Annotated in this window: 17 protein-coding genes; 6 read left to right on the forward strand and 11 right to left on the reverse strand. The window is 71.1% G+C overall.

The genetic code is table 11. The annotated features are described in order from the left end of the window. Positions 1-79 precede the first annotated feature (79 nt). Positions 80-2,275: a CDP-glycerol glycerophosphotransferase family protein gene (locus AC07CM_RS09345; RefSeq protein ID WP_478875717.1), complete on the forward strand. Its 2,196-nt coding sequence runs from the start codon at positions 80-82 to the stop codon at positions 2,273-2,275. Then, positions 2,272-3,936, forward strand: coding sequence for a glycosyltransferase family 2 protein (locus tag AC07CM_RS09350; RefSeq protein ID WP_478875718.1), 1,665 nt, complete (start codon positions 2,272-2,274; stop codon positions 3,934-3,936). Before AC07CM_RS09345 ends, AC07CM_RS09350 begins: the two co-directional genes overlap by 4 nt. Before the next feature lie 212 nt (positions 3,937-4,148). On the opposite strand, the gene AC07CM_RS09355 is transcribed toward AC07CM_RS09350, so the two are convergent. The 3 genes from AC07CM_RS09355 to AC07CM_RS09365 all read right to left on the reverse strand — a co-directional run bounded on the left by AC07CM_RS09355 (position 4,149) and on the right by AC07CM_RS09365 (position 11,151). Further along, complete coding sequence (locus tag AC07CM_RS09355) at positions 4,149-5,624, reverse strand: hypothetical protein (RefSeq protein ID WP_478875719.1); 1,476 nt, start codon at positions 5,622-5,624, stop codon at positions 4,149-4,151. Next, complete coding sequence (locus AC07CM_RS09360) at positions 5,605-6,081, reverse strand: GtrA family protein (RefSeq protein ID WP_478875720.1); 477 nt, start codon at positions 6,079-6,081, stop codon at positions 5,605-5,607. The genes AC07CM_RS09355 and AC07CM_RS09360 overlap by 20 nt, the downstream gene beginning before the upstream one ends. Positions 6,082-6,213: 132 nt before the next feature. Continuing rightward, positions 6,214-11,151 (reverse strand): NAD-glutamate dehydrogenase, encoded by a 4,938-nt coding sequence (locus tag AC07CM_RS09365; protein WP_478875721.1) that lies wholly within the window; start codon positions 11,149-11,151, stop codon positions 6,214-6,216. A gap of 623 nt (positions 11,152-11,774) precedes the next feature. On the opposite strand from AC07CM_RS09365, the gene AC07CM_RS09370 reads away from it, so the two are divergent. Continuing rightward, positions 11,775-12,341: a DJ-1/PfpI family protein gene (locus AC07CM_RS09370; protein ID WP_478875722.1), complete on the forward strand. Its 567-nt coding sequence runs from the start codon at positions 11,775-11,777 to the stop codon at positions 12,339-12,341. A gap of 46 nt (positions 12,342-12,387) precedes the next feature. On the opposite strand, the gene AC07CM_RS09375 is transcribed toward AC07CM_RS09370, so the two are convergent. Together AC07CM_RS09375 and AC07CM_RS09380 are read right to left on the reverse strand one after the other, a co-directional pair. Next, a complete protein-coding gene (locus AC07CM_RS09375) occupies positions 12,388-13,056 on the reverse strand; it encodes an HAD family hydrolase (RefSeq protein WP_478875723.1) in 669 nt (222 codons plus the stop codon). 67 nt (positions 13,057-13,123) lie between these two features. Next, complete coding sequence (locus AC07CM_RS09380; RefSeq protein ID WP_478875724.1) at positions 13,124-13,636, reverse strand: DUF6912 family protein; 513 nt, start codon at positions 13,634-13,636, stop codon at positions 13,124-13,126. Between the two features lie 291 nt (positions 13,637-13,927). Between AC07CM_RS09380 and AC07CM_RS09385 the strand changes: the two genes are divergently transcribed. Then, positions 13,928-14,404 (forward strand): Rv3235 family protein, encoded by a 477-nt coding sequence (locus AC07CM_RS09385; protein ID WP_478875725.1) that lies wholly within the window; start codon positions 13,928-13,930, stop codon positions 14,402-14,404. 144 nt (positions 14,405-14,548) lie between these two features. On the opposite strand, the gene secA is transcribed toward AC07CM_RS09385, so the two are convergent. Continuing rightward, the gene (gene secA, locus AC07CM_RS09390; protein WP_478875726.1) at positions 14,549-17,359 is read right to left on the reverse strand and encodes a preprotein translocase subunit SecA; all 2,811 of its coding nucleotides are present in this window, start codon (positions 17,357-17,359) and stop codon (positions 14,549-14,551) included. A gap of 251 nt (positions 17,360-17,610) precedes the next feature. On the opposite strand from secA, the gene AC07CM_RS09395 reads away from it, so the two are divergent. Further along, the gene (locus tag AC07CM_RS09395) at positions 17,611-18,180 is read left to right on the forward strand and encodes a GNAT family N-acetyltransferase (protein WP_478875727.1); all 570 of its coding nucleotides are present in this window, start codon (positions 17,611-17,613) and stop codon (positions 18,178-18,180) included. A 61-nt stretch (positions 18,181-18,241) separates the two neighbouring features. Next, positions 18,242-19,417, forward strand: coding sequence for a winged helix-turn-helix domain-containing protein (locus AC07CM_RS09400; protein ID WP_478875728.1), 1,176 nt, complete (start codon positions 18,242-18,244; stop codon positions 19,415-19,417). 3 nt (positions 19,418-19,420) lie between these two features. On the opposite strand, the gene AC07CM_RS09405 is transcribed toward AC07CM_RS09400, so the two are convergent. The 5 genes from AC07CM_RS09405 to mtrB all read right to left on the reverse strand — a co-directional run bounded on the left by AC07CM_RS09405 (position 19,421) and on the right by mtrB (position 26,327). After that, a complete protein-coding gene (locus AC07CM_RS09405; protein WP_478875729.1) occupies positions 19,421-20,167 on the reverse strand; it encodes a response regulator in 747 nt (248 codons plus the stop codon). Between the two features lie 202 nt (positions 20,168-20,369). Further along, the gene (hpf, locus tag AC07CM_RS09410; protein ID WP_478875759.1) at positions 20,370-21,062 is read right to left on the reverse strand and encodes a ribosome hibernation-promoting factor, HPF/YfiA family; all 693 of its coding nucleotides are present in this window, start codon (positions 21,060-21,062) and stop codon (positions 20,370-20,372) included. 314 nt (positions 21,063-21,376) lie between these two features. Continuing rightward, a complete protein-coding gene (locus AC07CM_RS09415) occupies positions 21,377-22,246 on the reverse strand; it encodes a ComF family protein (RefSeq protein WP_478875730.1) in 870 nt (289 codons plus the stop codon). Between the two features lie 168 nt (positions 22,247-22,414). Next, positions 22,415-24,247: an LpqB family beta-propeller domain-containing protein gene (locus tag AC07CM_RS09420; protein ID WP_478875731.1), complete on the reverse strand. Its 1,833-nt coding sequence runs from the start codon at positions 24,245-24,247 to the stop codon at positions 22,415-22,417. Beyond that, positions 24,237-26,327: an MtrAB system histidine kinase MtrB gene (mtrB, locus tag AC07CM_RS09425; protein ID WP_478875732.1), complete on the reverse strand. Its 2,091-nt coding sequence runs from the start codon at positions 26,325-26,327 to the stop codon at positions 24,237-24,239. The genes AC07CM_RS09420 and mtrB overlap by 11 nt, the downstream gene beginning before the upstream one ends. Position 26,328 lies beyond the last annotated feature (1 nt).

Raw genomic sequence — 26,328 nt, forward strand, 5'->3', positions numbered from 1 at the left:
GTTATCCCTTTCACCCATCTAGTGACAGTATGTTAAGAAAGGTCCCCCTCGAGACGACGAGTCGAAGGAGTTCCCTGCGATGCCCCAACTGAGCGTCATCGTCTACGGACCGAACACCCAGGGGCATCTGACGGAACTCCTCGACGCGCTGGAGACCCGCCCGCTCCCGGACGTCGAGGTGATCGTCGCAGCGGTCGGCGACTGGGCGCGGGAGACGGCCGAGGGCCACGCGCCCGAGACGGTCGTGGTGCCGCTGCCGGAGGGCACCGGTGACGCGGCGGCCCGAACGGCGGGGGCCGCGCGGGCGTCCGGCCGCTGGCTGCACTTCGTGCACGCCAAGGACGGCCTGCCCGCCGGGGCGACCCGGCTGATCGCCGAGCGGGCCGCCGAACTGGACGACACGGTCGACGTCCTCCTCTTCGACCACGTCACCACCACCTGGCAGACCGCCGCCGCCCCCTCCCGCGACGGCCGTTTCCTGGCCGGCGCCGGCCGCGCCGTCCAAGCCCTCGGCGACGCCGCCGACCTGCTGCGGCTCACCCCGCTGCTCGGCACCCGCGCCCTGCGCGCCGGGTTCTGGCGGGCGCACGAGGAACGGCTCACCACCGACGACGAGCCGCACGCCGCCTACGCGGCCCTGCTGTACGCCGACCGGGTCGCCTGCCTGAACCAGGTGGCGTACGAACACCGCACGCTGCGCCCGGAGAGTCTGCCGCCCCGCGCGCCCGAGGGCCGGTTCGCGCTCATCGACCGCTACGAGTCCCTGCTCCCGCTCGCCAAGGACAGCCGCGCCGCCCGCACCGTCATGTACGACCTGATGGTCCGCGACCTGGTGCGCACCTTCGCCGGGGAGAGCCTGCCCGACCCGGTGGCCCGCGAGTTCTTCCGCCGGGCCTCGCTGGCGGCGGTCCGCTGGCGCCCCGACGACCACCAGCGCCCGGCGGGCCTCGAGGGCGTCCGGCACGCCCTGCTCGAAGAGGGCGCGTACACCAAGTACCGCGCCTTTCAGGCCGCCAACCGCACCCGCCGCGCGGCCAGGAAGGCCGTACGGACCCGGAAGCGGCAGGTCGGCGCCAAGCTGCGCGAGCAGCAGTACCACAGGGCGCTCAGCCGCCCGGTCGACCCCGAACTGGCCGTCTTCGCCTCCTACTGGGAGCGCGGGGTGTCCTGCAACCCGGCCGCGATCGCCGCCAAGCTCGCCGAACTGGCCCCGCACATCCACAGGGTGTGGGTGGTGAACAAGGAGAACGCGGCCCTCCTGCCACCGGGCACGGACCACGTGATCCCCGGGACCCGCCGCTACTGGGAGACACTGGCCACCGCCAAGTACCTGACGAACAACGTCAACTTCCCCAACGCGGTGGTCAAACGCCCGGACGCGATCCACCTCCAGACCCACCACGGCACCCCGCTCAAGCGCATGGGACTGGACCAGATGGACCACCCGGCCGCCGCCAAGGGCCTGGACTTCGCCGCCCTGCTGGCCCGCGTCGACAAGTGGGACTACAGCGTCAGCGCCAACAGCCACACCACCCGGATGTGGGAGCGCGCCTACCCGGCCCGCTACACCTCCCTGGACTACGGCTATCCGCGCAACGACGTCTTCTACACCGCCACGGCGGCCGACGTCCGCGCGGCCCGCGAGCGCCTCGGCATCGCCCCCGGCAGAACCGCCGTCCTCTACGCCCCCACCCACCGCGACTACGAGGCCGGCTTCACCCCCCGCCTCGACCTGGCCGCCCTCGCCGACCGCCTCGGCGAGGACACCGTCCTGCTGGTCCGCGCGCACTACTTCTACGGCGGCGCCGCCTCCCCGCTGACGGGGCTGCGCCGTTCCGGCCGGATCATCGACGTCTCCTCCTACGACCCGGTCGAGGAACTCTGCCTGGCCGCCGACGCGCTGGTCACGGACTACTCGTCGATCATGTTCGACTACGCCAACCTGGACCGCCCGATCGTCGTCTACGCCGACGACTGGGAGACCTACCGGACCACCCGAGGCGTCTACTTCGACCTGATGGCCGAGGCACCGGGCCGGGTCGCCCGCAGCCAGGACGAACTGGCGGAGATCTTCACCTCCGGTGCCTGGCGCGACGAGAGCGCGGCGAAGGCACGGGCCGCCTTCCGCCGCCGGTTCTGCGAGTACGACGACGGGCGCGCCGCCGAACGGGTGGTACGACGGGTCTTCCTCGGCGAACCCGAGGAGGCGCTGCCGCCGGTGATCCCGCTCGAGGATCGCACCCCCGCCCCGACCCCCGAGGAGGCCACGGCATGACGACCCCCGACGTGACGGTCACGGTCATCGTCTTCAACGACGCGGCCCGGCTGCCCCGGGCGGTCGCTTCCCTGCGCGCCCAGACCCACGCCAACATCGAGATCGTCATCAGCGACGACCACTCCACCGACGAAACCCCCGAGGTGGCACGGAAGTTGGCCGCCCAGGACCAGCGCATCCGCTATCTGCGCCTGCCGGAGAACAGCGGCGGCTGCAGCGCCCCGCGCAACCGGGCCATCGAGATCGCCCGGGCGCCGTACCTGATGTTTCTGGACAGCGACGACGAACTACCGCCGCGGGCCGTCGAGTTGCTGCTGGCCGCGCACCGCGAGCGCGAGGTGGACTTCACCATGGGCGCGGTACGGCGGGTACGGGTGGACAACGGGCGGCGCTCGACCTGGATGCCGCACCTGGTCACCGAGCAGCGCACGCTCGACGGCATCGAGGCCGACCCGCGGCTGCTCTTCGAGCACCTGTCGACCAGCAAGATGTACGCCCGCGCGTTCCTCGACCGCCACCAGCTCCGCTTCCCCGAGGGCATCCACTACGAGGACCAGCTGTTCTCGGCACAGGCGTACTGCCTGGCGAAGGCGTTCACGATCATTCCGGACCCGGTGTACGTCTGGTACATCGAGCCCTTCGCGACCGCCGCCTCCGCCTCCATCTCCAACCAGCGGCACAAGATCTCCAACGTCCGCGACCGGGTGCACGTGCAGCGCCTCATCGACGACTTCCTGGTGGAGAACGGGCACGCGGCGCTGCGGGAGGAGAAGGACTACAAGTTCCTCAAGCACGACTTCCGGATGTACGCGGGCGACCTGCCCTACCGGGACGCCGAGTGGCTGGAGGCCTTCGCCGAGACCATGAACCCGTATCTGGAGACGCTCGCGGACGGCGCGTTCACCCGCCTGCCGCGCCCGGAACGGGTGGTGCTGCAACTCCTGCGCGACGGCCGCCTGTCCGACGCCCGGCTGGCGGCACGCGGCCTGGCTCACGGCGTGGCACCGAGGCACGTCACCACCGACGACTCCGGCGCCGGCTACTGGGGCGACATCGTCCCCTCCTCCGACCGGGCCCGCCGCGAACTGGACGTCTCCGACCTGGAGCTGGACACCAGGCCGTTCCCCACCGCGCAGTTCCGCCACGAGATCACCGAACTGACCCCGGGCCCCGGGGCCTGTGTCACCCTCGCGATCCGGACGTACGACCCCGGGCTGCGGCTCCCGGTGGGCCCTCAGCGCGCGAGTCTGGTGCTGGCCCCCGGCCGGCGCCGGCTGACGGTCCCGTTCCGGCTGGACCCGGTCCGCCCGGGCATCTTCGAGGGCCGCGTCCGTCTCGACCTGGCGACGGCGCCACTTCCCGTGCAGGGCTTCGACGGCGTACGCCATCCGCTGCTGCGCCTGGGTCAGCAGGGCCTCGCCCACTCGGGGCTGCTCCTGGCTCCCTTGGACTTCCCGTCCCTCACCGCACGCGTGGAGTACCGCTCCGGCGCCACCCCGCACGACGTCACCATCGAACCGGAGGGCCGCAACCCCGGCCGCCTGCAGGTCCGCTGGCGCCCGGTGGGAGTCACGGCCCGAGTCATCCGCCCGGTGGTCCGCAAGATGGCCCGCCCCAAGGTACGGAGCGCTGCGCGGCTTGTGGCGAGTGTGCTGAAGTAGGTACCTGACCGTTTCCGGGTGCGGGTGCGCGGGGGCCGGCCACGCGGTTCCCCGCGCGCCTGGGGAACCGCGGCACCGCCCGCCTCAACGGCTGCCCTGCACAACTGCGGGCGATCGTGCCTCCCCCCAGTGCCTCAAGGGCCTGGGCGGTACCCCCAGGGCGGCACGGGTGGGCGCGGCGGCCCCGCGCCCGCGCCCGGCAACAGCACCGGTCAGTGCTCCACTTGGTACAGCACCTGCCCGCCCGGGCCGGTGGCGACCTGCCTCAGCCACGGCTCGGCCGACCCCTTGCCGCCCACGACCCACCGCACCCCGTACCGCCGCAGTATGTCCCGCCGCAATCCACCGGAGGTATCCGCCGCGAAGTACCGCCGCACCGCCGCGTCCCGCCCCGCCGCATCCGGCAGGAACACATCGGGATACCCAGGAGCCACGGTGTACGGCCCGTACGCGGGGATCTGCCGGGACGGAAACGTACGGGCCATGACCACGTCCCCGTACTTCACCCACGGCGTGATCCACTGATACCCGACCCACGGCGGCCGGTACTTGGCCGCCACCGCTCCGGGCAGCGCGTCCCGCCCGACCACATACCCGAGCGTCCCCGCCTGCGCCCACGCCCCCACGGCCAGCGCGGCGCCCAGCGCACACGCCCAGCCCACCCGCACCGCCCGCTTCCCCACCGACACGACCTCCAGCGCGGCCGCGAGCTGCGCGGGGATCAGCACGGCCGGCAGGGCGCGCCCCCACGAGTAGTGCCCGGTCAGTCCGCCCGCGGCGAACACCAGCACACCGAGCGCGAAGAAGAGCACCAGGGGGTCCCAGCGGTCCCGTCGCAGACGCACACCCAGCGCCACGACCCCCAGCAGCACCAGCCCGAACCGCCCGGCCAGGTGCTCGTACAGCGGCCGGTGGATCGCCTCGAGATCCGCGCCCGCGGAGAAGAGCGCGAAGAAGTCGTAGTACGGCCAGAGCCACAGCAGCGCCACGGCCGGCAACAGCCCGGCGCCGAGCCGCAGCAGCAGCGCACGCCCAGGCCGTGCGGCGATCACCGTGGCCAGCGCGCCGAGCGAGGCCACCACCCCCGTGAACTGGTGGCACAGCAGGATCAGCCCCCACAGAAGACCCAGACCCAGCCACACCCCCCAGCCGCTCTCCCCGCGCAGCGCCCCGCTGAGCCAGGCCCAGAAGTGGAAGGAGAGGCCGAGGGCGAACACGCTGGGGTACGACACCGTCAGCGCCAGGGAGTTGAGGCCGAGGAAGCCGCTCCAGTTGAACAGCAGCGGACCCCACAGGAGGACCAGGCACAGGATCGCCAGGGCGGGCGCGGCACGGTGGGCGCTGAGCGTGCGGACGTACCGCCAGACGCCGCTGAACAGCAGTCCCAGCCCGACGAGCGCGCCGATCCGCAGCACGTCGAACACCGACAGGCTGGTGATCCGGGCGAGACAGCCCAGCAGCAGCATCCACGGCGAGTAGTACGGGCTCGGCGTGTCCGCGTCGACCAGCGGGTTCCCGGGGTGCAGCAGGCTGTGCCGCAGCCGTTGCACGGTCGCCGCGTGCATGCCGAGATCGCCCGCCCACGGCAGACGGACGATCACCAGGACCATCAGCAGCAGGACGAGCGCGGCGGCGGCCTGCGGCAGCGCCCGGCCGGCGCTCGCGCCGCTAGGCGGCGCGGCGCGCATCCTGCTGGAACACCCAGGTGCGGTAGACGAGGAAACGGAAGGCGGAGGCGAGCACGATCGACAGCGCCTTCACTCCATTCGACTCGAACGCGCCGTGCAGCCCGAGCCCGTGATAACCCGCCCAGAACAAGCCGCTTTCCAGCACCACACCGAGACAGCTGAAGGCGAAGAACAAGACGATCTGGCGGCGGGTGCGCGAGGCGCGGTCGCGATAGGCGAAATAGCGGAAGCCGAGGTAATTCGTCGCCATCGCGATACAACTGGCCAGGACCGTCGCGGTCATCGCCGGCCAACGCAGGCCGTGCAGCAGCAGGTTGAACACGAGGAAATTGACGAGGACACCGCTGCCGCCGACGACTCCGAATTTCACGGCTTCCAGCACCACGCGCGTGACCGGCCGGGCCGGAGCCGGCGCGAGCACTTCCGTCGGGCGGGTCTCGGTGAGGTTCACTGTCACAGCCCCGACCTTATCCGAAACGCACCGATTAGCAGGAAACGGTAAATTCACCGCACGTTTTCGGCTAAGGGTCGGCAAGAACAAAGGCGCCCCGGGCCTGGACCGGCCCGGGGCGCCCTCGTCGCCGTACGGCTACGAATGCGTGCGCAGCAGCGTCCGCATCGTCCGCATCGCCACCGACAGGTTGGCGAGGTCGAAGGAGTCCGAACCGCGGATCTCCTCCAGGGTGGTGCGCGCCCGGGACAGGATCGCCACGTTCTTCTGCTCCCACGTCGTGAACCGCTGCTCGGGCGTCGAGGTGCCGTTGCCGGCCGCGAGGACGTCCGCGGTGAGTGCCGCGTGGGCCGCGTACAGGTCCTCGCGGATGGAGGCGCGGGCCATGGACTGCCAGCGGTCGGCGCGGGGCAGCTCGATGATGCGGTCCATGAGCTGGGTGATGCCGAGGCGGTCGGCGAGGTCGTAGTAGACCTCGGCGACGTCCAGCGGCTCCTTGGCCATGCGGTCGGCCACCGAGACGATGTCGAGCGCCGGGAAGGCGGAGGAGAAGCCGGCCACGCGGGTGGCGAGCTCGTCCGGGACGCCGGCCGCGGACAGCTCGTCGTAGACGTGCTGGTACCACTCCAGGTCCGCGCCGCGCAGCAGCTTCGGCAGCTGCTGCCAGACCTGCTCGACCCGCTCGGCGAAGAACTCGACGGTCTCCGCGAGCTGCAGCGGCTGCGGCCGGTTGTTCAGCAGCCAGCGCGTGCCGCGCTCCACGAGGCGGCGCGAGTGCAGCCGGATGCGGGTCTGGACGGCCGCTTCGACCTTGTTGTCCAGCTCCTCGACCGCGTCCCACACCGGCGCCGAGCGGAAGATCGTGCGGGCCACGGTCTGGGCGCGGACGATCTCCTCGAGGGAGGCGCCGGTCTCCTCGCGCAGCCGGTGCAGATACGTCGTACCACCGGTGTTGACCGTGTCGTTGACCAGCACGGTCGTGGTGATCTCGCGGCGCAGCGGGTGGCTGTCCACGGCGTCCGCGAACCGCTCGCGCAGCGCCGTCGGGAAGTAGGCGTGCAGCAGGCCGCGCAGGTACGGGTCGTCCGGCAGCGAGGTGTGCAGCAGTTCCTCGGCCACCGTGATCTTCGTGTACGCCAGCACGACGGCCGTCTCCGGGCCCGTCAGGCCCTGGCCGTGGCCGAGGCGCTCGCGGATCTGGCGGTCGGTGGGCAGGAACTCCAGCGCCCGGTCCAGGTGGCCCTCGCGGCTCAGGTGGCGGATGAACCGCTGCTGGGCGTGGAGCATGTCCTTGGCCTGGGACAGCGCGTTGGCGAGCGCCGTGTTCTGCGCGTAGTTGTTGCGCAGGACCAGCGCGCCGACCTCGTCGGTCATCTCGGCGAGCAGCTTGTTGCGCTGCTTGACGGTCATGTCGCCGTCCGTGACCAGGCCGTTCAGCAGGATCTTGATGTTCACCTCGTGGTCGGAGGTGTCCACGCCGGCGCTGTTGTCGATCGCGTCGGTGTTGATCTTCCCGCCGTGCGTCGCGAACTCGATGCGGCCGAGCTGGGTCAGGCCCAGGTTGCCGCCCTCGCCGACCACGCTGACGCGCAGGTCGGCGCCGTCGACGCGAATGGCGTCGTTGGCCTTGTCGCCGACGTCGGCGTTGGACTCCGCCGACGACTTCACGTACGTGCCGATGCCACCGTTCCACAGCAGGTCGACCGGCGCATGGAGGATCGCCTTCATCAGGTCGGCCGGGGTCATCTTGGAGATCTTCTCCTCGATGCCCAGGGCCTCACGGATGTGCGCGTTGAGCGGAATCGCCTTGGCGGTGCGCGGGAAGATCCCGCCGCCCGCCGACACCAGCTCCGTGTTGTAGTCGGCCCAGCTGGAGCGGGGCAGCTCGAACAGGCGGCGGCGCTCGGCGTAGGAGGTGGCCGCGTCCGGGGTGGGGTCGATGAAGATGTGCCGGTGGTCGAAGGCGGCGACCAGGCGGATGTGCTCGGAGAGCAGCATGCCGTTGCCGAACACGTCACCGGACATGTCACCGATGCCGACGACCGTGAAGTCCTCGGTCTGCGTGTCCACGCCCAGCTCGCGGAAGTGCCGCTTCACGGACTCCCAGGCGCCGCGCGCGGTGATGCCCATGCCCTTGTGGTCGTAACCGGCCGAGCCACCGGAGGCGAAGGCGTCGCCCAGCCAGAAGTTGTACTTGTTCGCGACCTCGTTGGCGATGTCGGAGAACGTCGCGGTGCCCTTGTCGGCCGCGACCACCAGGTAGGTGTCGTCCCCGTCGTGCCGCACCACGTCCTGCGGCGGCACGACCTCGCCGGCCACCATGTTGTCGGTGATGTCCAGCAGCGCCGAGATGAACGTCTTGTAGCTGGCGATGCCCTCGGTCAGCCAGGCGTCGCGGTCGACGCTCGGGTCCGGCAGCTGCTTGGCGACGAAGCCGCCCTTGGCGCCCACCGGCACGATGACGGTGTTCTTCACCATCTGCGCCTTGACCAGGCCGAGGATCTCCGTGCGGAAGTCCTCACGCCGGTCGGACCAGCGCAGACCGCCTCGGGCGACCTTGCCGAAGCGCAGGTGCACGCCCTCGACCCGCGGCGAGTACACCCAGATCTCGTACGCCGGGCGCGGCGCGGGCAGGTCCGGGATGGCCTGCGGGTCGAACTTCATGGACACGTACTCGTGCGGCCGGCCGCCGAGCGCCTCCTGGAAGAAGTTCGTGCGCAGGGTCGCCTTGATGACGGTCAGGAAGGACCGCAGGATGCGGTCCTCGTCCAGGCTGGCCACCTGGTCCAGGGCCGCGTCCAGCTCCTCCAGCAGGGCGTCCACGATCTCGAGACCGGCCTTCTGCCGGTCCGGCGACATCCGCGCCTCGAACAGGGAGACGAGGAGCCGGGTGGTGTGGACGTTGTTGCGGAGGGTGTCCTCCATGTAGTCCTGGCTGAAGGTGGAGCCGGCCTGCCGCAGGTACTTGGCGTACGCGCGCAGCACCATGGCCTGCCGCCAGGTCAGCCCGGCGCTGAGGACGAGGGAGTTGAAGCCGTCGTTCTCCGCCTTGCCGGTCCAGGTGGCGGCGAACGCCTCCTGGAACCGCTCACGGGCGTCGTCGCCCAGGTCCCCGCCGACGCTCGCCGACTTCGGCATGCGCAGGCCGAAGTCGTAGATCCAGGCGGTCGTGCGGTCCGCGCAGCGCAGCTCGTACGGCCGCTCGTCGGTGACCTCGACGCCGAGGCGGCTCAGCACCGGCAGCACGTGGGACAGGGAGACCGTGCCGCCCTTCTGGTAGATCTTGAAGCGGCGCTCCTCGGGCGCGGCACCGACCGGCTCGTACAGGCTGAGCGAGAAGGCCTTGTCCTCGCTCAGCTGCTCCAGGTGGACGAGGTCGGCGACCGCGGCACGCGGGGAGTGGTCGGCCTTGTAGCCCTCGGGGAAGGCGTTGTTGTAGCGGCGCAGCAGCTCGGCGGCGCGCTCCTCGCCCAGCTCCGCGGTCAGCGCCTCGGCGAACGCGTCCGTCCAGGAGCGGGCGGCCTCGACCAGGCGGGCCTCGATGCGGTCCTTGTCGGCGTCCGACAGCTGGGGCAGCTCGGTGCCCGGCGGGACACGGACGACGAAGTGCAGCCGGGACAGGATCGACTCGGTGTTCCAGGCGGTGAAGTCGACGCTGATGCCGCCGAGCTCCTCCTTCAGGATGTCGATGATCCGCAGCCGCACGCCGGTGGTGTAGCGGTCGCGCGGCAGGTAGACGAGGGCCGAGTAGTAGCGGCCGTACTCGTCCTGACGCAGGTACAGCCGGAGCCGCCGGCGTTCCTGCAGGTAGAGGACGCTCGTCGCGATCGCCTGCAGCTCGGCGGCCGGGGTCTGGAACAGCTCGTCGCGCGGGTAGGTCTCCAGGATCTGGAGCAGGTCGCGGCCGTCGTGGCTGTTGGGCGAGAACCCGGCGCGCTCGAGGACCTCGTCCACCTTGCGGCGGATGACCGGGACCCGGCGCACGGACTCGGTGTAGGCGGCGGAGGAGAACAGGCCGAGGAAGCGGCGCTCACCGACGACGTTGCCGTCCGCGTCGAACTTCTTGACGCCGATGTAGTCCAGGTACGACGGCCGGTGCACGGTGGCCCGGCTGTTGGCCTTGGTCAGCACGAGCAGCTTGTGCTCGCGGGCCTTGGCGCGGGCGTCGGCCGGCAGCCGCTCGAAGGAGGGGCTGACCGGGTGCTGGTCGTCCTCGGCGTGGTGCGGGTCCGAACGCAGTATGCCGAGACCGGTGCCGGGCACGGCGGCGAGCGTGTCGTCGTCGCGCAGCTGGTACTCGCGGTAGCCGAGGAAGGTGAAGTGGTCGGTGGCCAGCCAGCGCAGCAGCTCGCGGGCCTCCTCGACCTCCGGGCCGGGGAGGTCGGCCGGCACGGGCTCGCTCTGCAGGTCGTCGGCGATCCGGGCCGCCGCGTCCCGCATCTTCTCCCAGTCCTCGACGGCCTCGCGGACGTCGGACAGCACGCGCAGCAGGTCGGCGGTGATCTGCTTCAGGTCGGCGCGGTCGGTCTCCCGGTCGATCTCGACGTGGATCCAGGACTCGATGTGCGCGTCGTGCGGCAGGTCGCCGGTGGGCGAGGTCGGCAGGACCTCGATGAGCTTGCCGGTGAGGTCGCGCCGCACGACGAACTGCGGGTGGATGACGACGTGGATGCCACGCCCCTGCCGGGTCAGCTCATTGGTGACCGAGTCGACGAGGAAGGGCATGTCGTCGGTGACGACCTCCACCACGGTGTGGCTGCAGGTCCACCCGTTCTCCTCGACGGTCGGGGTGTGCACCCGGACGTTCGCGGTGCCCTGCGGACGGGTCTCGGCCAGCCGGTAGTGCGAGACCGCGGCGCTGAACACGTCGACCGGGTCGCGGTCTGCGAGGTCCTCCGGGGCGGTGTGCAGGTAGTAACGCTGGAGGAACGCGAGCACGGCTTCGCTGTCGGGGATGCCGGCCGCGCCCTCGCCCGTCGTCCCGGTCGGTAGGTGCCCCCCGACCGGACTGTTCTCAGCTACCCGGGCGGCCCGTTCGAGCAGCTCGGCCTTGGCTTCGTCCAGCTTGGTCTGCATTGTCCTCTGGCTCCTGTCGCGCGCCGTTGCGTGACGTAGAAGGAAATTCGGTCTCTTTCCCTCCGGCTCGACGCCACGGCCCGGGGTCTCCGGTCCGATCCGACGCTATGCCGCGAGGTGAGACGAGCGGGGGGTATTCGGCCATTCTCGGCACGCCTGTCGGATGTGACGCTGCTCTCGGCACCGCCCCGTCCCGGGCCGCCGTCGGCGTCCTGGGGGCTTCCGCGCCCCCGTCCCGCGCGTGAAGACCAGCGACCGCCGCCCGGTCACGGAGATGTTCCGTGCAACCCGGGCGCAGGGCAGGAGCAGCATCGCTCCCGCGAGATATCGCGCTGATCACGCCACAAGGCTATCGCTCCTCACCCGGGGCCCGTCATGAGCCGTATGTGTACAAAACAGGGGGGTGAAGTTTGACGTTCTGCACAGCGGCGTCGCGGGGCCGGGTGGCGTATCCCGGTCACGCGTCGTTCGCATCCGGTGGCACATCCGGTCGCGCCGGGCCGCCCCGGGCCGCACCCTGAAAGCGACGGGCCCTCTTGGCAAGCGCGCCCTGCCGAGGCACGTTGCCCCTGAACAGTGCCCGTCCCCCGCGGAGGGGACAGTGCCGCCCGGGAGGAGCCGACATGCCCGCGAAGATCCTCATCATCACCGGCGACGCAGCGGAGTCCCTGGAAGTCCTCTATCCCTACCAGCGCCTGCGCGAGGAAGGCTACGACGTCGACATCGCGGCCCCCACCCGCAAGACGCTCCGTTTCGTCGTCCACGACTTCGAGCCCGGCTACGACACCTACACCGAGAAGCCCGGCTACACCTGGCCCGCCGACCTCGCCTTCTCCGAGGTCGACCCCGGTCAGTACGCGGCCCTGGTCATCCCCGGCGGCCGGGCTCCCGAGTACCTGCGCAACGACCCCGAACTGCGCAAGATCCTCAAGGCGTTCTTCGACGCGGACAAGCCGGTCGCCCAGATCTGCCACGGTCCCCTGCTCACCGCGGCGATCGACAGCCTCCGCGGCCGCCGCGTCACGGCGTACCCGGCACTGGAACTGGACATGCAGTCCGCCGGAGCCCACTTCGAGGACAGCGAGACGGTGGTCGACGGCACCCTGGTCTCGGCCCGTGCCTGGCCGGACCATCCGGGGTGGATGCGGGAGTTCCTCACGGTGTTGCGGGCGAAGGCGCCGGTGAGCTGAGCGAGAGCCGCACGGGTGGCCCCGGGCCGCACGCGCCGGCCCGCGGCTACGCCGCCAGGCGCTGCGCCTCGGCCACCGCCTCGGCCAGCGTGTCCACCACGGGCGCACCGGCCTCCTCCAGGCTGGCCCGGCTGTGCGACCCCCCGGTGTAGAGCACGGCCCGCGCCCCCACGTACCGCGCGGCGACCGCGTCGTCCGCCGCGTCCCCGATCACCACGGTGCGCGCGGGCTCCACCGCCTCCGTGAGCGCCTCCAGGTGCCGCACCATGTGTTCGGCCTTGCTGCCCCCGGACGGCCCCGTACGCCCGTCGACGCGTATGAAGTGCGCCTCTATCCCGAACCCCCGCACCAGCGGCACCAGTTCCTCGTGCCCGTACATGCTCAGCAGCGACTGGCTGTGCCCCGTCGACCGCCACCGCGCGAGCAGCTCGGCCGCGCCCTCGGTGAGCCCGCAGCGCACCCGGTGCTCCGCGTAGTACCGGTGGAAGACCACGTCCATCAGCTCCCACTCGGCGTTCGTGGGCAGCCGGCCCAGCAGCCGCTCGTAGAACTTCGGCACCGGCACGCAGTACAGCGTCCGGTACTGCTCCAGCGTGATCGGCGCCAGGCCCAGCTCGGCGAAGGCCGCGTTCGTCGCCCCGATGATCGCGTCATTGTCGTGGAACAGGGTCCCGTTCCAGTCCCAGACGATGTGCGCGCTCTTGTGCATCCCCATGCAAAGACCGTACCCGCCCCCACTGACAATCACGTCGGCGAGCAGGCCGGGCGGGGACACCGCCCCGTCAGACCCGGTCCACCAGGCTGGGGATCTCCTGCGTGGCGAACCACAGCAGCTCGTGGTCGTCGGCCTCGTCCACGACGAACTGCGCGTCGTCGTCCCCGCCGTCGGCCGCCTCCAGCGCCTGGGCCGCGGCGGCCACGTCCCGCTCCGCGTCGTCGGCGTCGACGTGCACCGCCGCCGCCTTCGCGAGCCGCACCGCACCGGCCACCGACACCTCGCCGAGCGCGGACGGGTCGAGCCCGCGGTCCGGGTCGGCCGTGGCGGTGCCGTCGGGCACGTCGACGGCGACGACAACCCGGCGCCGTACCGCGTCCGAATCGGCCGCCAGCAGCCGCAGGGAGGCGAGCGCGGCCCGGCTGAGCGCCGCGTACTCCAGCTCCTCGATGTCGTCCGAGAGGTACCACTCGCGCAACGCCGGCGTGACGGCGTACGCCACGAAGGGGCCGGTCCCCAGCTCACCCGTCTTGTGCGCCTCGGCGAGACCGGGAAGGGTCAGGGGGACGTAGACGCGCATGGCTGGCCGCTCTTTCCTGGTCACCGACGGGCCTTCAGGATACGTGCGGCCGTCCCCTTTCGGGTCCCCGCCCACACCCCCCGCGGCGTCCACCCGCCGCCCCTCACCTCACCCGGTCCCACCGCTCGCCCACGGGGTTTCCGGGGCTCCGCACCACTCGGATAGGTGAACATTCCCGGGCCCTCGCCACGCGCCCCGCCTTCCTTGCAAGGACAGCCCCGGCACCCGTACAAGATCCCCACCAGCGAGTTACCGCCCGGTACGTTCCGGGCCCGCCGAACGGGGACCCCCATGAACAAGGTCATGAGCCGCGCCGCGCACCCCCGCCCGCGCCACCGTCCTCCGACCCGCCAGGACTCCCGCCGTCCCGGCAGCACACCGCCACGCAACCCCGTGCGCGGCAGGGTCCGTACGGCGCCGGAGACGGCCGTGGCGCAGCCGCGCCCCACCGACCTCTTCGCCGACCGTCTGCTGGCCGTCCTCAGCGGCCAGCGCCCCGTCCACTGGATGCTCCGGTACACCGCGGGCCGCGCCTACGACGAACTGGCCCGGCTCGCCGAACGCGGCCCCCTGCGCACCCGAGGAGCCCGCCCCGTCGTCCGCGACATCGGCTACTACGTCCCACGCACCGGCGCACTGGAGGTCTTCGCCCGTATCGCCGCCGGCAACCAGCTCCGCGCCATGGCCTTCCGCCTGGAACAGGGCCCCGACCACCGCTGGCGCTGCACAGCGATCGAACTGGGTCCGAGGCCGGCGCAGCCGGCGTAGCTGCGGGCAGCCGTCAGAGCGGCGAGCGGGCCCCGTCCCCGCCCAGCAGCACAGGGCGCCGCAGCAACGCCCCAACAGCGCATGGCAAAGGGCCGGGCCCCGAAAGGGAACCCGGCCCCGAGTCAAGCGCTGAAGCGCCTCAGGCTACTTCTTGCGGCGCCGCCCGCCCTTCGCCTGCCGACGACGCTCCGCCCGCGTCAGTCCATCGGACTCGGAGCGAATCGGCTCGTCGTCCTCGAGGTCGCGCTCCACGATGCCGCCCTCACCGTCCACGCTGGGGGCGGAGAAGTGCAGATCCCGTCGCTGCGGGACATCCAGCCCCTTGGCCCGGATCTCCGGACGCGCGCCCGCCTGCGCCGGCACGGTGTCCTGGACACCCTCCGCGACCGGCTGGGCCTCCTCGACCGGAACCTCCTCGACCTGCTGCTCGACCTGGACCTCCAGGTTGAACAGGTAGCCGACGGACTCCTCCTTGATGCCCTCCATCATCGCGGTGAACATGTCGAAGCCCTCGCGCTGGTACTCGACCAGCGGGTCCTTCTGCGCCATCGCGCGCAGGCCGATGCCCTCCTGGAGGTAGTCCATCTCGTAGAGGTGCTCGCGCCACTTGCGGTCGAGGACCGACAGCACGACCCGCCGCTCCAGCTCCCGCATGATCTCGGAGCCGAGCTGCGTCTCCCGGCTCTCGTACTGCTCGTGGATGTCGTCCTTGATGGACTCGGAGATGAACTCGGCGGTCAGACCGGCCCGGTCACCGGCCGCCTCCTCCAGCTCCTCGATAGTGATCTTCACCGGGTAGAGCTGCCGGAAGGCGCCCCACAGCCGGTCCAGGTCCCAGTCCTCGGGGAAGCCGTCGGCGGTCTCCGCGCCCACGTACGCGTCGATGGTGTCGTCCGTGAAGTGCTGCACCTGCTCGTGCAGGTCCTCGCCCTCCAGGACGCGGCGGCGCTCGCCGTAGATGACCTCGCGCTGCCGGTTGAGCACCTCGTCGTACTTCAGGACGTTCTTACGGGTCTCGAAGTTCTGCTGCTCGACCTGCGACTGAGCGGACGCGATCGCGCGCGTGACCATCTTGTTCTCGATCGGCACGTCGTCGGGCACGTTGGCCATCGACATCACGCGCTCGACCATCTGGGCCTTGAACAGCCGCATCAGGTCGTCACCGAGGGAGAGGTAGAAGCGGGACTCGCCCGGGTCGCCCTGACGGCCGGAACGACCGCGCAGCTGGTTGTCGATGCGCCGCGACTCGTGGCGCTCGGTGCCCAGCACGTACAGGCCGCCGAGGTCCTCGACCTCTTCCTTCTCGGCCTTGACCGCCTGCTCGGCCTTCTCCAGGGCGGAGGGCAGGGCGTGCGCCCACTCCTCGATGTGCTCCTCGGGGTCGAGGCCGTGCTGGCGCAGCTCCGCCTCGGCGAGGTCCTCGGGGTTGCCGCCGAGCTTGATGTCCGTACCACGGCCGGCCATGTTGGTCGCCACGGTCACGGCGCCCTTGCGGCCGGCCTGGGCCACGATCGACGCCTCGCGCTCGTGGTGCTTGGCGTTCAGCACCTCGTGCTGGATGCCGCGCTTGCTGAGCTGCTGGGACAGATACTCCGACTTCTCGACGGACGTCGTGCCGACGAGGATCGGCTGGCCCTTCTCGTGCTTCTCGGCGATGTCGTCGACGACCGCCTCGAACTTGGCCACCTCGGTGCGGTAGATCAGATCCGACTGGTCCTTGCGGATCATCGGCTTGTTGGTCGGGATCGGGACCACGCCGAGCTTGTAGATCTGGTGGAACTCGGCGGCCTCGGTCATGGCCGTACCGGTCATGCCGGAGAGCTTCTTGTAGAGGCGGAAGAAGTTCTGCAGGGTGATCGTGGCGAGCGTCTGGTTCTCGTCCTTGATGTCCACCCCTTCCTTCGCCTCGATCGCCTGGTGCATGCCCTCGTTGTAGCGGCGGCCGGCGAGGATACGGCCGGTGTGCTCGTCGACGATCATGACCTCGCCGTCGATGACGACGTAGTCCTTGTCCTTCTTGAAGAGCTCCTTGGCCTTGATGGCGTTGTTCAGGTAGCCCACCAGCGGGGTGTTCACCGACTCGTAGAGGTTGTCGATGCCCAGCCAGTCCTCGACCTTGGAGACACCGCTCTCGTGGATGGCGACCGTGCGCTTCTTCTCGTCGACGTCGTAGTCGCCGGTCTCCTCGAGGCCCTTGAGCGGGTTGCCCGCCTCGCCCTTCTTCAGGCGGATGACCAGCTTGGCGAAGTCGCCGTACCACTTGGTGGCCTGGTCGGCCGGGCCGGAGATGATCAGCGGCGTACGGGCCTCGTCGACCAGGATGGAGTCGACCTCGTCGACGATGGCGAAGTTGTGGCCGCGCTGCACCAGCTCGTCCTGCGACCACGCCATGTTGTCGCGCAGGTAGTCGAAGCCGAACTCGTTGTTCGTGCCGTAGGTGATGTCGCACGCGTACTGCTCACGGCGCTGGGCCGGGGTCATGTTGGCGAGGATGCAGCCGACGTTCAGGCCCAGGAACTTGTGGACGCGGCCCATCATCTCGGAGTCGCGCTCGGCCAGGTAGTCGTTGACCGTGATGAGGTGGACGCCGTCTCCGGAGAGGGCGTTCAGGTACGCGGGCAGCGTGCCGACGAGGGTCTTGCCCTCACCGGTCTTCATCTCGGCGACATAGCCGAGGTGGAGGGCGGCGCCACCCATCATCTGCACGTCGTAGTGCCGCTGGCCGAGGACGCGCTTGGCGGCCTCGCGGACGGTGGCGAACGCCTCGGGGAGCAGGTCGTCCAGGCTCTCACCATCGGCGTAGCGCTGCTTGTACTCCTCGGTGAGGGCCCGCAGCTCGGCGTCGGAGAGGTCGACGAAGTCCTCTTCGATGGAGTTGACCTGGTCCGCGATGCGGTGCAGCTTGCGCAGGATCTTGCCTTCGCCTGCACGCATGATCTTCGAGAGGACGGACACGGGGGCTGGTCTCCTTGCCGGTCGGGCCTGGGACGGTCGGTTTTCCTTTGACGTACTGAGCAACGGCCATCGTATGCGAGGACCTGGCTGCGCCGGGAGGCCCGGCGGCCCGACGGCTGCTTCACTCGGTCCAACGGACGGGACACACGGATAGTGCCGCATGCCGCGAGTGATTGAGCGAATCGTGATCACCCGCTCACTCACCGCGAAACCCGCTGGCGCCGCGGGCGTCACACGACCAGAATCGGCCGATGGAACCCGTCACGCTGACCACCGACCGTCTCGTTCTGCGCACCGTCGGCCCCGGCGACACCGAGGCGGTGTACGAGGCCGCCCAGGACCCGGACATCCAGCGCTGGACCACGATCCCCTCGCCCTATCTGCCCGAGCACGCCCGTGGCTTCACGGAGCAGATGGTCCCCGACGGCTGGTCCGAGGGTTCGATGTTCACCTTCGGCGTGTTTCCGGCGGGCGAAGCGCTGGCCGGGATGCTCGGCCTGACGATGCGCGCGCTCGGCGTGGCCGAGGTCGGCTTCTGGTCGGCCAAGGAACATCGCGGCCGCGGCTACGTCACCGAGGCCGTGCTCACCGCCTGCCGGTGGATCTTCACCGAGGTCGGCGTCGACCGTGTCGAATGGCGGGCCGAGGTCGGCAACCACGCCTCCCGCGCGGTGGCGGAGCGCGCCGGATTCACCATCGAGGGCACCCTGCGCTCGGCCATCAACAACAAGGGGGTACGCCGGGACTGCTGGGTGGGTTCCCTGCTCCCGTCGGACCTGGGCCTGCCGTCGACGGCGCCGTATCTGCCCGCCCGGATCTGACCAGCAGGACGAAACCGCAGGTCGTCCCGCGCTGTCAGTGCCACGCTCTATCGTCCGACACATGACGACCCTTCCGCGCCCCACCACCACGCTCACCGCGGACGACGCCCGGCGTGTCGCCCTTCGGGCCCAGGGCTTCCTCGGTACGCCCGACCGGCGCTCCGGTGTCCGCGGGGTGCTCCGCCACCTCGGCGCGGTCCAGCTGGACACCATCTCGGTCCTGGCCCGCTCGCACGAGCTGGTGCCGTACGCCCGACTCGGCGCGGTCGGCCGCAAGACCGTCGAGGCCGCGTACTGGCGCGACACCCACGCCTTCGAGTACTGGTCGCACGCGGCGTGCATCCTCCCGGTCGAGGAGTGGCCCCACTTCGCCTTCCGCCGCCGCGCCTACCGCGACCGCCCGCACTGGAACCACCAGCTCCCGGACGGCGTGTACGACCAGGTCGTCAAGCAGCTGCGCGCGGAGGGCCCGCTGACCGCGACGGAGCTGGGCGGCGCGAAGAAGACCAGCGACTGGTGGGACTGGTCCGGCACCAAGGTCGCCGTGGAGCGCGCGCTCATGTACGGCGAGGTGGTGTGCGTCGAGCGCCGCGGCTGGAAGCGGGTGTACGACCTGGCCGAGCGCGCCATCCCGGACGCGCTGCTGCACGACGAGCTGGACGACACCGAGTGCGTGCGCCGTCTGGTCCGGCTCGCCGGTGAGTCCCTCGGCGTCGGCACGCGCGCGGACATCGCCGACTACCACCGCCTCAAGGGCGAGCAGGTCGACGCGGTGATCGCCGACTCGGGTCTGGTGCCGGTCGAGGTGGAGGGCTGGTCCAAGCCGGCCTGGGCGGACCCGGCTGCCCTCGCCGCACCGCCGCGCGGCCGGCACCGCACGACGCTGCTGTCCCCGTTCGACTCCCTGATCTGGGAGCGGGCGCGCACGGAGCGGATCTTCGGCTTCAGCCATCGTCTGGAGGCCTACGTCCCCAAGCCGAAGCGGGTCCACGGCTACTTCGCGATGCCGGTGCTGGCCGGCGGCCGCCTGGTCGGCCGCGTCGACCCGGCCCGCGAGGGCCACACGCTGGTGGCCAGGCAGGTCACCCTGGACGGCCCGAAGGCGGTCCAGGCGGTGGCGCAGGCCCTGACAGAGGCGGCGACCTGGGTGGACTGCACAGACGTCCGTGTGGAACGCGTGGACGCGCCCGAACTCCGCGAGCCCCTCACCAGGGAACTCGCCCTCCTGCTCGGCTAGGGCCTAGCGGATCTCGAGGATCTTCTCCCGCATCGCGTAGACCACCGCCTCCATCCTGGAGTGCAGCTGCAGCTTCTCCAGGATGTTGCGGACGTGGTTCTTCACGGTGTTCTCGGAGATGAACAGCTCCTTGGCGATGTCCCGGTTGTTCATGCCCGTGGCGACGAGCTTGAGGACCTCCAGCTCGCGGTCGGTCAGCCGGGGCGCGGGCACCAGCCGGCGCTCGTCGGTGCGCTGGATCATCGACTTGAACTCGGTGAGGAGCTTCGACGCCATGGAGGGGCTGATCTGCGACTGCCCGTCGGCCACGGCGCGGATGGCGGTGGCCACCTCGTCGGTGGAGATCTCCTTGAGCAGGTATCCGGTCGCGCCCGCCTTGATGGCGTCGTAGAGGTCGGCCTCTTCGTCGCTGATCGTCAGCATGATGATCTTCGCGCTGGGGGCGACCTCCTTGATGGAGGTGCAGGCCTCGATCCCGCCGCGCTTGGGCATCCGCACGTCCATCAGCACGATGTCGGGCAGCAGGTCCGCGGCCTTGTCCACCGCCTCCGCGCCGTCGCCCGCCTCGCCGACGACCTGGATGTCCTCCTCGGCCGCGAGCACGATCTCCAGGCCGCGGCGGAAGAGGGCGTGATCGTCCACGACCAGGACTCTGATCGGCTCCTGACGCGAAGAGCCCGTGTCCGGACTCACGCCGATGACACCGTCGCCGTCGTCGGCGTCCCGCATCGGTCCGAAGGTGTCCGCCATCGTTCCTCCCCCTGAGGCTGTGGCCTGTGGTCCTGTGCCATCGCCAACCCAAGGCAGCGGCCCACCGGTTGGGCCGGTACGGTCATGATTCCATGCCCGGACGACACGCAGGTGACGTGCGGGGCGCGAAGTGGTCGCACACCGGTGCCCCTGGGGGCGCACACGCGCTTCCAGGGGCACGGGCTCAGCTTCGGCCGGGCGGTCAGCCGCCCAGCGTGCCCCCTGCCGCCGGGGGCTGCGCCTCAGTGACCATCGGGTCCGTGCTGAGGTGGATGACGCCGTAGTCGTAGGCGTGTCGCCGGTAGACGACGCTCGGCTCCTTGGTCTCGGAGTCGACGAACAGGTAGAAGTCGTGGCCGACCAGTTCCATCTCGTAGAGGGCCTGGTCGAGGCTCATCGGGGAGGCGACGTGGGTCTTCTCGCGGACGATCAGGGGCCCTTCGCCCTTGACCTCCAGCGAGCCGATCTTCTTGGTCGGCACTCCGTCCGTCTCCTCTTCGTGGACGGGTAGGCCGTTGCCGTTGAGCGTCGCCGCGCCCGGGACGTGGTCGGGAACCTCGGCCGCCGAGATCCGTCGTGCGCCGCGTCGCGAGAAACGCTTGTCGTGCTGCTTGCGCAGCCGGGCGTCCAGCTTCTCGGCCGCCAGGTCGAGTGCCGCGTACGGATCGCTGGCCGCCGCCTCCGCCCGGATCACCGGACCGCGGGAGCGGAGCGTGATCTCCACTCGGTCACAGCGGTCGGCCTGACGCGGGTTGGGCTCCTTGGACACCTCGACGTCGAGGCTGATCACCTTGGCATCGAGCCTCTGGATCTTCTCCAGCTTCAGCTTCTCGGCCACGTGCTTGCGGAACCGCTCGGGCACCTCGGTCTTGCGGCCTTTGACGACGATGTCCACGCAGAACTCCGTTCCCGGATCGCTCCGCTCCATCGGCGGAGCATCTCCCTTTTGCACCAGGTCCCGGTGAGCCCCGGGACCTCGGACTCGGTGACTTCCACCTCCTCCTCCCCCATGGGCAAGATCTCCACCCCACCGGCGCGGGTGATAGCGGAAAACCCGCAGCACGGCATTCGGATATGCGAGGCGTGGCCTGCACCTTTCCTCACAACCGAACATATCTCGCCCGGACGGATGTCGTCACCCTCTACTGCCGCGTACCTCCGTTCAGGTGAATTGAAGCACTCGCTACCTGCAACGATGCAAGTCAGCGCTCAGTTCCTGTTTATTTCGAAAGAATCCCGCGGAGCGCCGATCACAGCGGCTCGAAGCGGCTCTCCTATGGCGTTCGGCACCGCCTTTTCAGGTGCACCATGCACCGAGTTCCCCCTCTCCGGTCGTGCACCGCTCGGTCGTTCCCCCCTTCCTTCCCGACTTGCGGCCGTGTACACGGCCGATACGCCATCACGGCGGGATACCGCCGCCTCCCGCAGGGCCCGTGCCGCCTCCGCGAGGCTCGCGCCCGTCGTGATCAGGTCGTCGACGACCACGACCCGGCCACCGGCGAGCAGACGAGCCCCGCCCGCCGTCACCTCCAGCGCACCCGCGAGGTTCGCCAGGCGCCCGCGGGCGTCGAGCCCCGCCTGGTCCGCCACGGACCGCCGCTGCCGCAGCACGGCGGCCACCCGGACCGGCGTGCCGGTGCGCCGCAGCTCCCCGGCCGCCGCGAGCGCCATCCGCCGCACCGGATCGTGCCCGCGCGCCCGCACGGCCCACCGGGCGGAGGGCACGGGAACGAGCAGCACGGTCCCGGCCACACGCCGTACCGCCGACACGTCACCGGACCCGTCGGGCCCGAGGCCCGCGCGCACGGCCCCCGCCAGGGCCGTGCCCAGTGCTGCCGCGAGCGGCAGCGCGCCGCGCTCCTTGTGGGCGAGGAGAAGGGCCCGCACCTCCCCCGCGTACGGAGCCGCCGCGTGCACCACCGGCAGCCCGGGCGGCTCCGGCGTGGGCCGCACCCGGCGCGGCACGGCTCCGCCCAGAGCTGCACGGCACCGCGGACACAGGTCCGTACGAGGTGCGCCGCAGCCCGCGCATTCGGCCGGCAGCACCAGGTCGGTGAGGTCGTGCCACCAGCCCCGCATGCCCACCACTGTGCCGACGCCCGGCACCACCTGCCACCCCTGTGGAAAACGCCCTGTGGACAGCGCGGAGCCACACCCGCCGCTCATCACCCGCACGAGTGAGGGCCGTACGGCCATCCGCCCGGGCGTGGACCCCCGGCCACCACAACCGTCGGCGCGATGACGGCCTCAGCCCGGATAGATCGGCGCCGTCCCGTCCTTGTCGACCTTCTGCCACTGCGCCCCGGACGGCAGTCGAACGATCCCGTCCTCCGAATAGGCCACCAGCGGGACCCGCTCGTCCTCGGACGCGGCGATCGCCTTCACGCCCGACAGCGCCGCGGGCGCCGGACCGTCCAGAGTGGAGCCGTCGACCTGGACGTACCGCATCTGGTGCACGCCCCCCTGCTCGAGGCCGACCACGACCAGCCGGCTGTCCCCCGCCCAGGACATGGCGGTGACCTGCTCCAGATCGGGGGCGGCCGGGCGCGGCTCGACGACTCCGGGACGCTCCCCCGACTTGTCGTCGCGCTCGATCCGGCCGATGAGCAGGGACTGCCTGCCGTCCTTCTCCACGACCAGCGCCACCCGCACCCCGTCGGCCGCCACCCGCACGTCCCGGATGCGTCCGGGCAGGTCCGGGATGGTGACCCGCACCGGCTTGCCGCCGCCCTGCTCCAGGACGTACAGCTTCGGATCACGAGGATCACGGTCGGCCACCCACAGGTCGCCGTGGGCGTCCCAGCTCGGAGTGGTCAGCCGGTCGGTCTCGGTCGCCCCCTGGCTGCTGACCACCGGGTCCCCGACCGACGCGTCCGACGCCAGCGAGGTGACGTAAAGCGCCTTGCCGTCGGCGCCGACGCCGGCCACGGTGTGCTCGTCCCGCGAGACGGCCACCGACTGCAGCAGCTTGGCGCCCTCGCCCAGCGGGCCCGGCACCGGAATGGCGCTGGTCCCCGGGCTCCCGGTCGGCAACCGCACGAGCCGGTGCTTGCCGTCGAGGAAGTACAGGTAGTCGGGTCGCTGGGCCGAGGCGTGCCAGGCGGCGGTGTCGGCACGCTCCCCGGGCAGGTCGCACAGCCGGTGCCCGCCGGGCCCCAGCAGCTCGACCGACTCCAGCGTCGGCGTCAGGTTCCGCAGCGTGAACAGCAACTGGGTCGCCATCTCCATGCACTTGGTCGACCCCGCCCGGGCGACCTTGGCGTTCAACGGCACCGTCAGCCGGTTCTGGTCGTCCGGCGCCAGCCCCGACACGCCCTTCTGCAGGGCCGTACCGGTCGGGAAGCTGGACCTGACCACCGGCCTGAGCCACCTCGTGGGGCCGCTCAGCAGCGACCGCACCACCTGGGTCATCGGGTCCACCTTGCTGCGGACGAACACCGGGTCGGCGACCGCCACCGGCTGCCCGGTCGCCCCGACCGCCGTGCCGGAGGCGAAGTAGTACTTGTTGACGGACGTGTAGTTGCGCTGGAAGTCCGACTGGCCCATGACGACGCCCGGGGGCAGCGCGTCGATGCGCCACTGCCCGGACTTGGCGTCCTTCGTGAGGTGCACCTTCTTGCGGTAGTCCCCGTCGGCCGGCGCGTACGCCTGCTGTGCGTCGACGGTGGCCACTTTGCTGCCCGTCAGGGTGAAGGTGAGGCTGTCGGACGTGGCCTGGCCTCCCGGCTGGTTGCCGGTCACGACGCTCGGCCCGTTCGCGAGCACGGTCGCCGACTCCTCCGGCCGCCAGCGGCGCGCGGCGTCGGCGGTCAGGTACTTGCGCGCGGTGTCGTACTGAGGATCGTCGCTGGTCAGGGCCTCCAGGAAGCCCTGCATGATCTCGGGCGCCTGGGCGTCCTCGGCGGGCGGCATGGCGAACACGCGCACCCCGGTGTCCTGCCGGGGCGTGGACTCGACGTCCCGCAGATCGCCGCTGTCGGGCATCGAGGCGCACCCCGCCAGCAGAACGACCCCCAGGGCCGAGTAGGCCACCGCGCGTCCCAGCGTGCGCCGGACGCCCCCCTCGCGGTCAGCGCCCACGAAATGCCTCCCCTGACTCGGTCGAGTCCTCGCTTCCGGCCGTCTCGGAACGGCCCGTGCGCGGGTCGGGTGCCGGACCGGCCGCGCTCCTGTCGTCGGGGCGCCGTGCGGCGCCGGACGGCCGCGGAACGACGCGCGCGCCGTTGCCGTTGCCGGGCAGTGCCGTCGGGTCGGCGGCGGGGCTGACGGAGGCCAGACGCGGGGAACGCGCGGGCAGCGGCGACACCTGGCCACTGCCCGGCTGCACCGGAACGGTCGCCCGCTTCTCCTCGCCGCCACGGGGCAGGCCGGCGTCGTCGAGTCCGCGGTTGCGCCGCGAGTCCTTGGGCTCCAGCGGTATCGGCGAGCCGCGCAGCGGTTCGTCCGCGGTCCGCGGCAGCGTCAGCCGGAACTGCGAGCCGCCGCCCGGCTCGCCCCAGGCCTGCAGCCAGCCACCGTGCAGCCGGGCGTCCTCCAGGGCGATCGAAAGCCCGAGGCCCGTACCGCCGGTGGTACGCGCGCGTGCCGGGTCGGCCCGCCAGAAGCGGCTGAAGACACGGGTCGCCTCGCCGGGCTTGAGCCCGACGCCGTAGTCCCGCACCGCGACGGCGACCGCGCCGCCCGCGGCGGCGAGCTTGACGATGACGTCCTTGCCCTCGCCGTGCTCGACGGCGTTGACGACGAGATTGCGCAGGACGCGCTCCACACGCCGGGCGTCGGCCTCGGCGACGACGGGCTGCTGGTCGCCGACGACACGTATGCGGGTGCCCTTGCGCTCGGCGAGCGGCTCGGCACCGCCGACCACCCGCCGCACGACCTCCCTGAGGTCTATCGGCTCGGCCTCCAGCGCCGCGGCGCCCGCGTCGAAGCGGCTGATCTCCAGCAGGTCCGCGAGCAGCGACTCGAACCGGTCCAGCTGGTCGGCGAGCAGCTCGGCCGACCGGGCGGTCACCGGATCGAAGTCCTCGCGGGCCTCGTGGATGACGTCGGCCGCCATCCGCACGGTGGTCAGCGGGGTGCGCAGCTCGTGCGAGACGTCGGAGACGAACCGCCGCTGCATCCGCGACAGGTCCTCCAGCTGCTGGATCTTCAGCTGGAGGTTCTGCGCCATCTTGTTGAAGGCCTCGCCCAGACGCGCGATGTCGTCCTCGCCGGTGACCTTCATCCGCTCCTGCAGGACCCCCGCGGACAGCCGTTCCGCGATCCCGGCCGCCATCCGCACCGGCGTGACGACCTGCCGCACCACCAGCCAGGCGATCGCGCCCAGGAGTACGACGACGAAGAGCCCGGCGGTCGCCAGCGTGCCCTTGACCAGGCTGAGGGACTTCTCCTCCTGGGTGAGCGGGAAGAGGTAGTACAGCTCGTACGGGTGGCTGTTGGGGTCGTTGACCTGCTTGCCGATGACCAGCGCCGGCTGGGACTCCTTGCCGGTGGAATAGACGATCCGCGTGTAGCTCTGGGCGGCCGTCGTACTGCTGTTGATCCGGTCCCGCAGGGCCGCGGGCACACTGGAGGAAGGGTCGACCTTTCCTGAGCCGCGGGGGCTGCGCCCGCCGCCGCTGTCGTCGCCCACGGGCAGGGTCACGACGTCGAAGGCGCCGGCGCCACCGCTGGAGAGCGACTCCACGAGGTCACTCATCCACGGGATGACGTTCTGCGACGGCCGCCCGTCGGCGTCGGCGGTGCCGTCACCGGTGCCGGTACCCGTACCGGCGGCAGCCTCGTCGGCCTTCTGCTTGGCCACCGCGAACCCACCGGTGGCCTGGCTCTGCGACGCCTTCACCTTCGCGTCCAGCAGGCCGTTGCGCACCTGCCCGATCACTACGAAACCCAGCAGCAGGACGACGCCCAGCGACATCAGCAGGGTCGTGGCGACGACCCTCAGCTGGATGTTGCGCCGCCACAGCCGCATGACGGGCAGCAGCGGACGCCGCACCCAGCGCATGAACAGCCGGACGACCGGGCTGCCCTGGACTCCTCCCTGCAGCAGCCCGCCCTCGAAGAGGCGTCCCCAGCGCGAACCCGCCGCCTTCCGGCCGACAGACCGCCCCGGACTCGCCCCGGACCGGCCGGGAGCCGAAGCGGCGCTGTCCCCGGACACG

Source organism: Streptomyces sp. NPDC044061 (genome assembly GCF_056434305.1).

Coding starts and splice junctions, on each gene's coding strand:
- AC07CM_RS09345 (WP_478875717.1), top strand. CDS start 80: ATGCCCCAACTGAGCGTCATCGTCTACGGACCGAACACCCAGGGGCAT.
- AC07CM_RS09350 (WP_478875718.1), top strand. CDS start 2,272: ATGACGACCCCCGACGTGACGGTCACGGTCATCGTCTTCAACGACGCG.
- AC07CM_RS09355 (WP_478875719.1), bottom strand. CDS start 5,624: ATGCGCGCCGCGCCGCCTAGCGGCGCGAGCGCCGGCCGGGCGCTGCCG.
- AC07CM_RS09365 (WP_478875721.1), bottom strand. CDS start 11,151: ATGCAGACCAAGCTGGACGAAGCCAAGGCCGAGCTGCTCGAACGGGCC.
- AC07CM_RS09370 (WP_478875722.1), top strand. CDS start 11,775: ATGCCCGCGAAGATCCTCATCATCACCGGCGACGCAGCGGAGTCCCTG.
- AC07CM_RS09375 (WP_478875723.1), bottom strand. CDS start 13,056: ATGGGGATGCACAAGAGCGCGCACATCGTCTGGGACTGGAACGGGACC.
- AC07CM_RS09380 (WP_478875724.1), bottom strand. CDS start 13,636: ATGCGCGTCTACGTCCCCCTGACCCTTCCCGGTCTCGCCGAGGCGCAC.
- AC07CM_RS09385 (WP_478875725.1), top strand. CDS start 13,928: ATGAACAAGGTCATGAGCCGCGCCGCGCACCCCCGCCCGCGCCACCGT.
- AC07CM_RS09395 (WP_478875727.1), top strand. CDS start 17,611: ATGGAACCCGTCACGCTGACCACCGACCGTCTCGTTCTGCGCACCGTC.
- AC07CM_RS09400 (WP_478875728.1), top strand. CDS start 18,242: ATGACGACCCTTCCGCGCCCCACCACCACGCTCACCGCGGACGACGCC.
- AC07CM_RS09405 (WP_478875729.1), bottom strand. CDS start 20,167: ATGGCGGACACCTTCGGACCGATGCGGGACGCCGACGACGGCGACGGT.
- AC07CM_RS09415 (WP_478875730.1), bottom strand. CDS start 22,246: ATGCGGGGCTGGTGGCACGACCTCACCGACCTGGTGCTGCCGGCCGAA.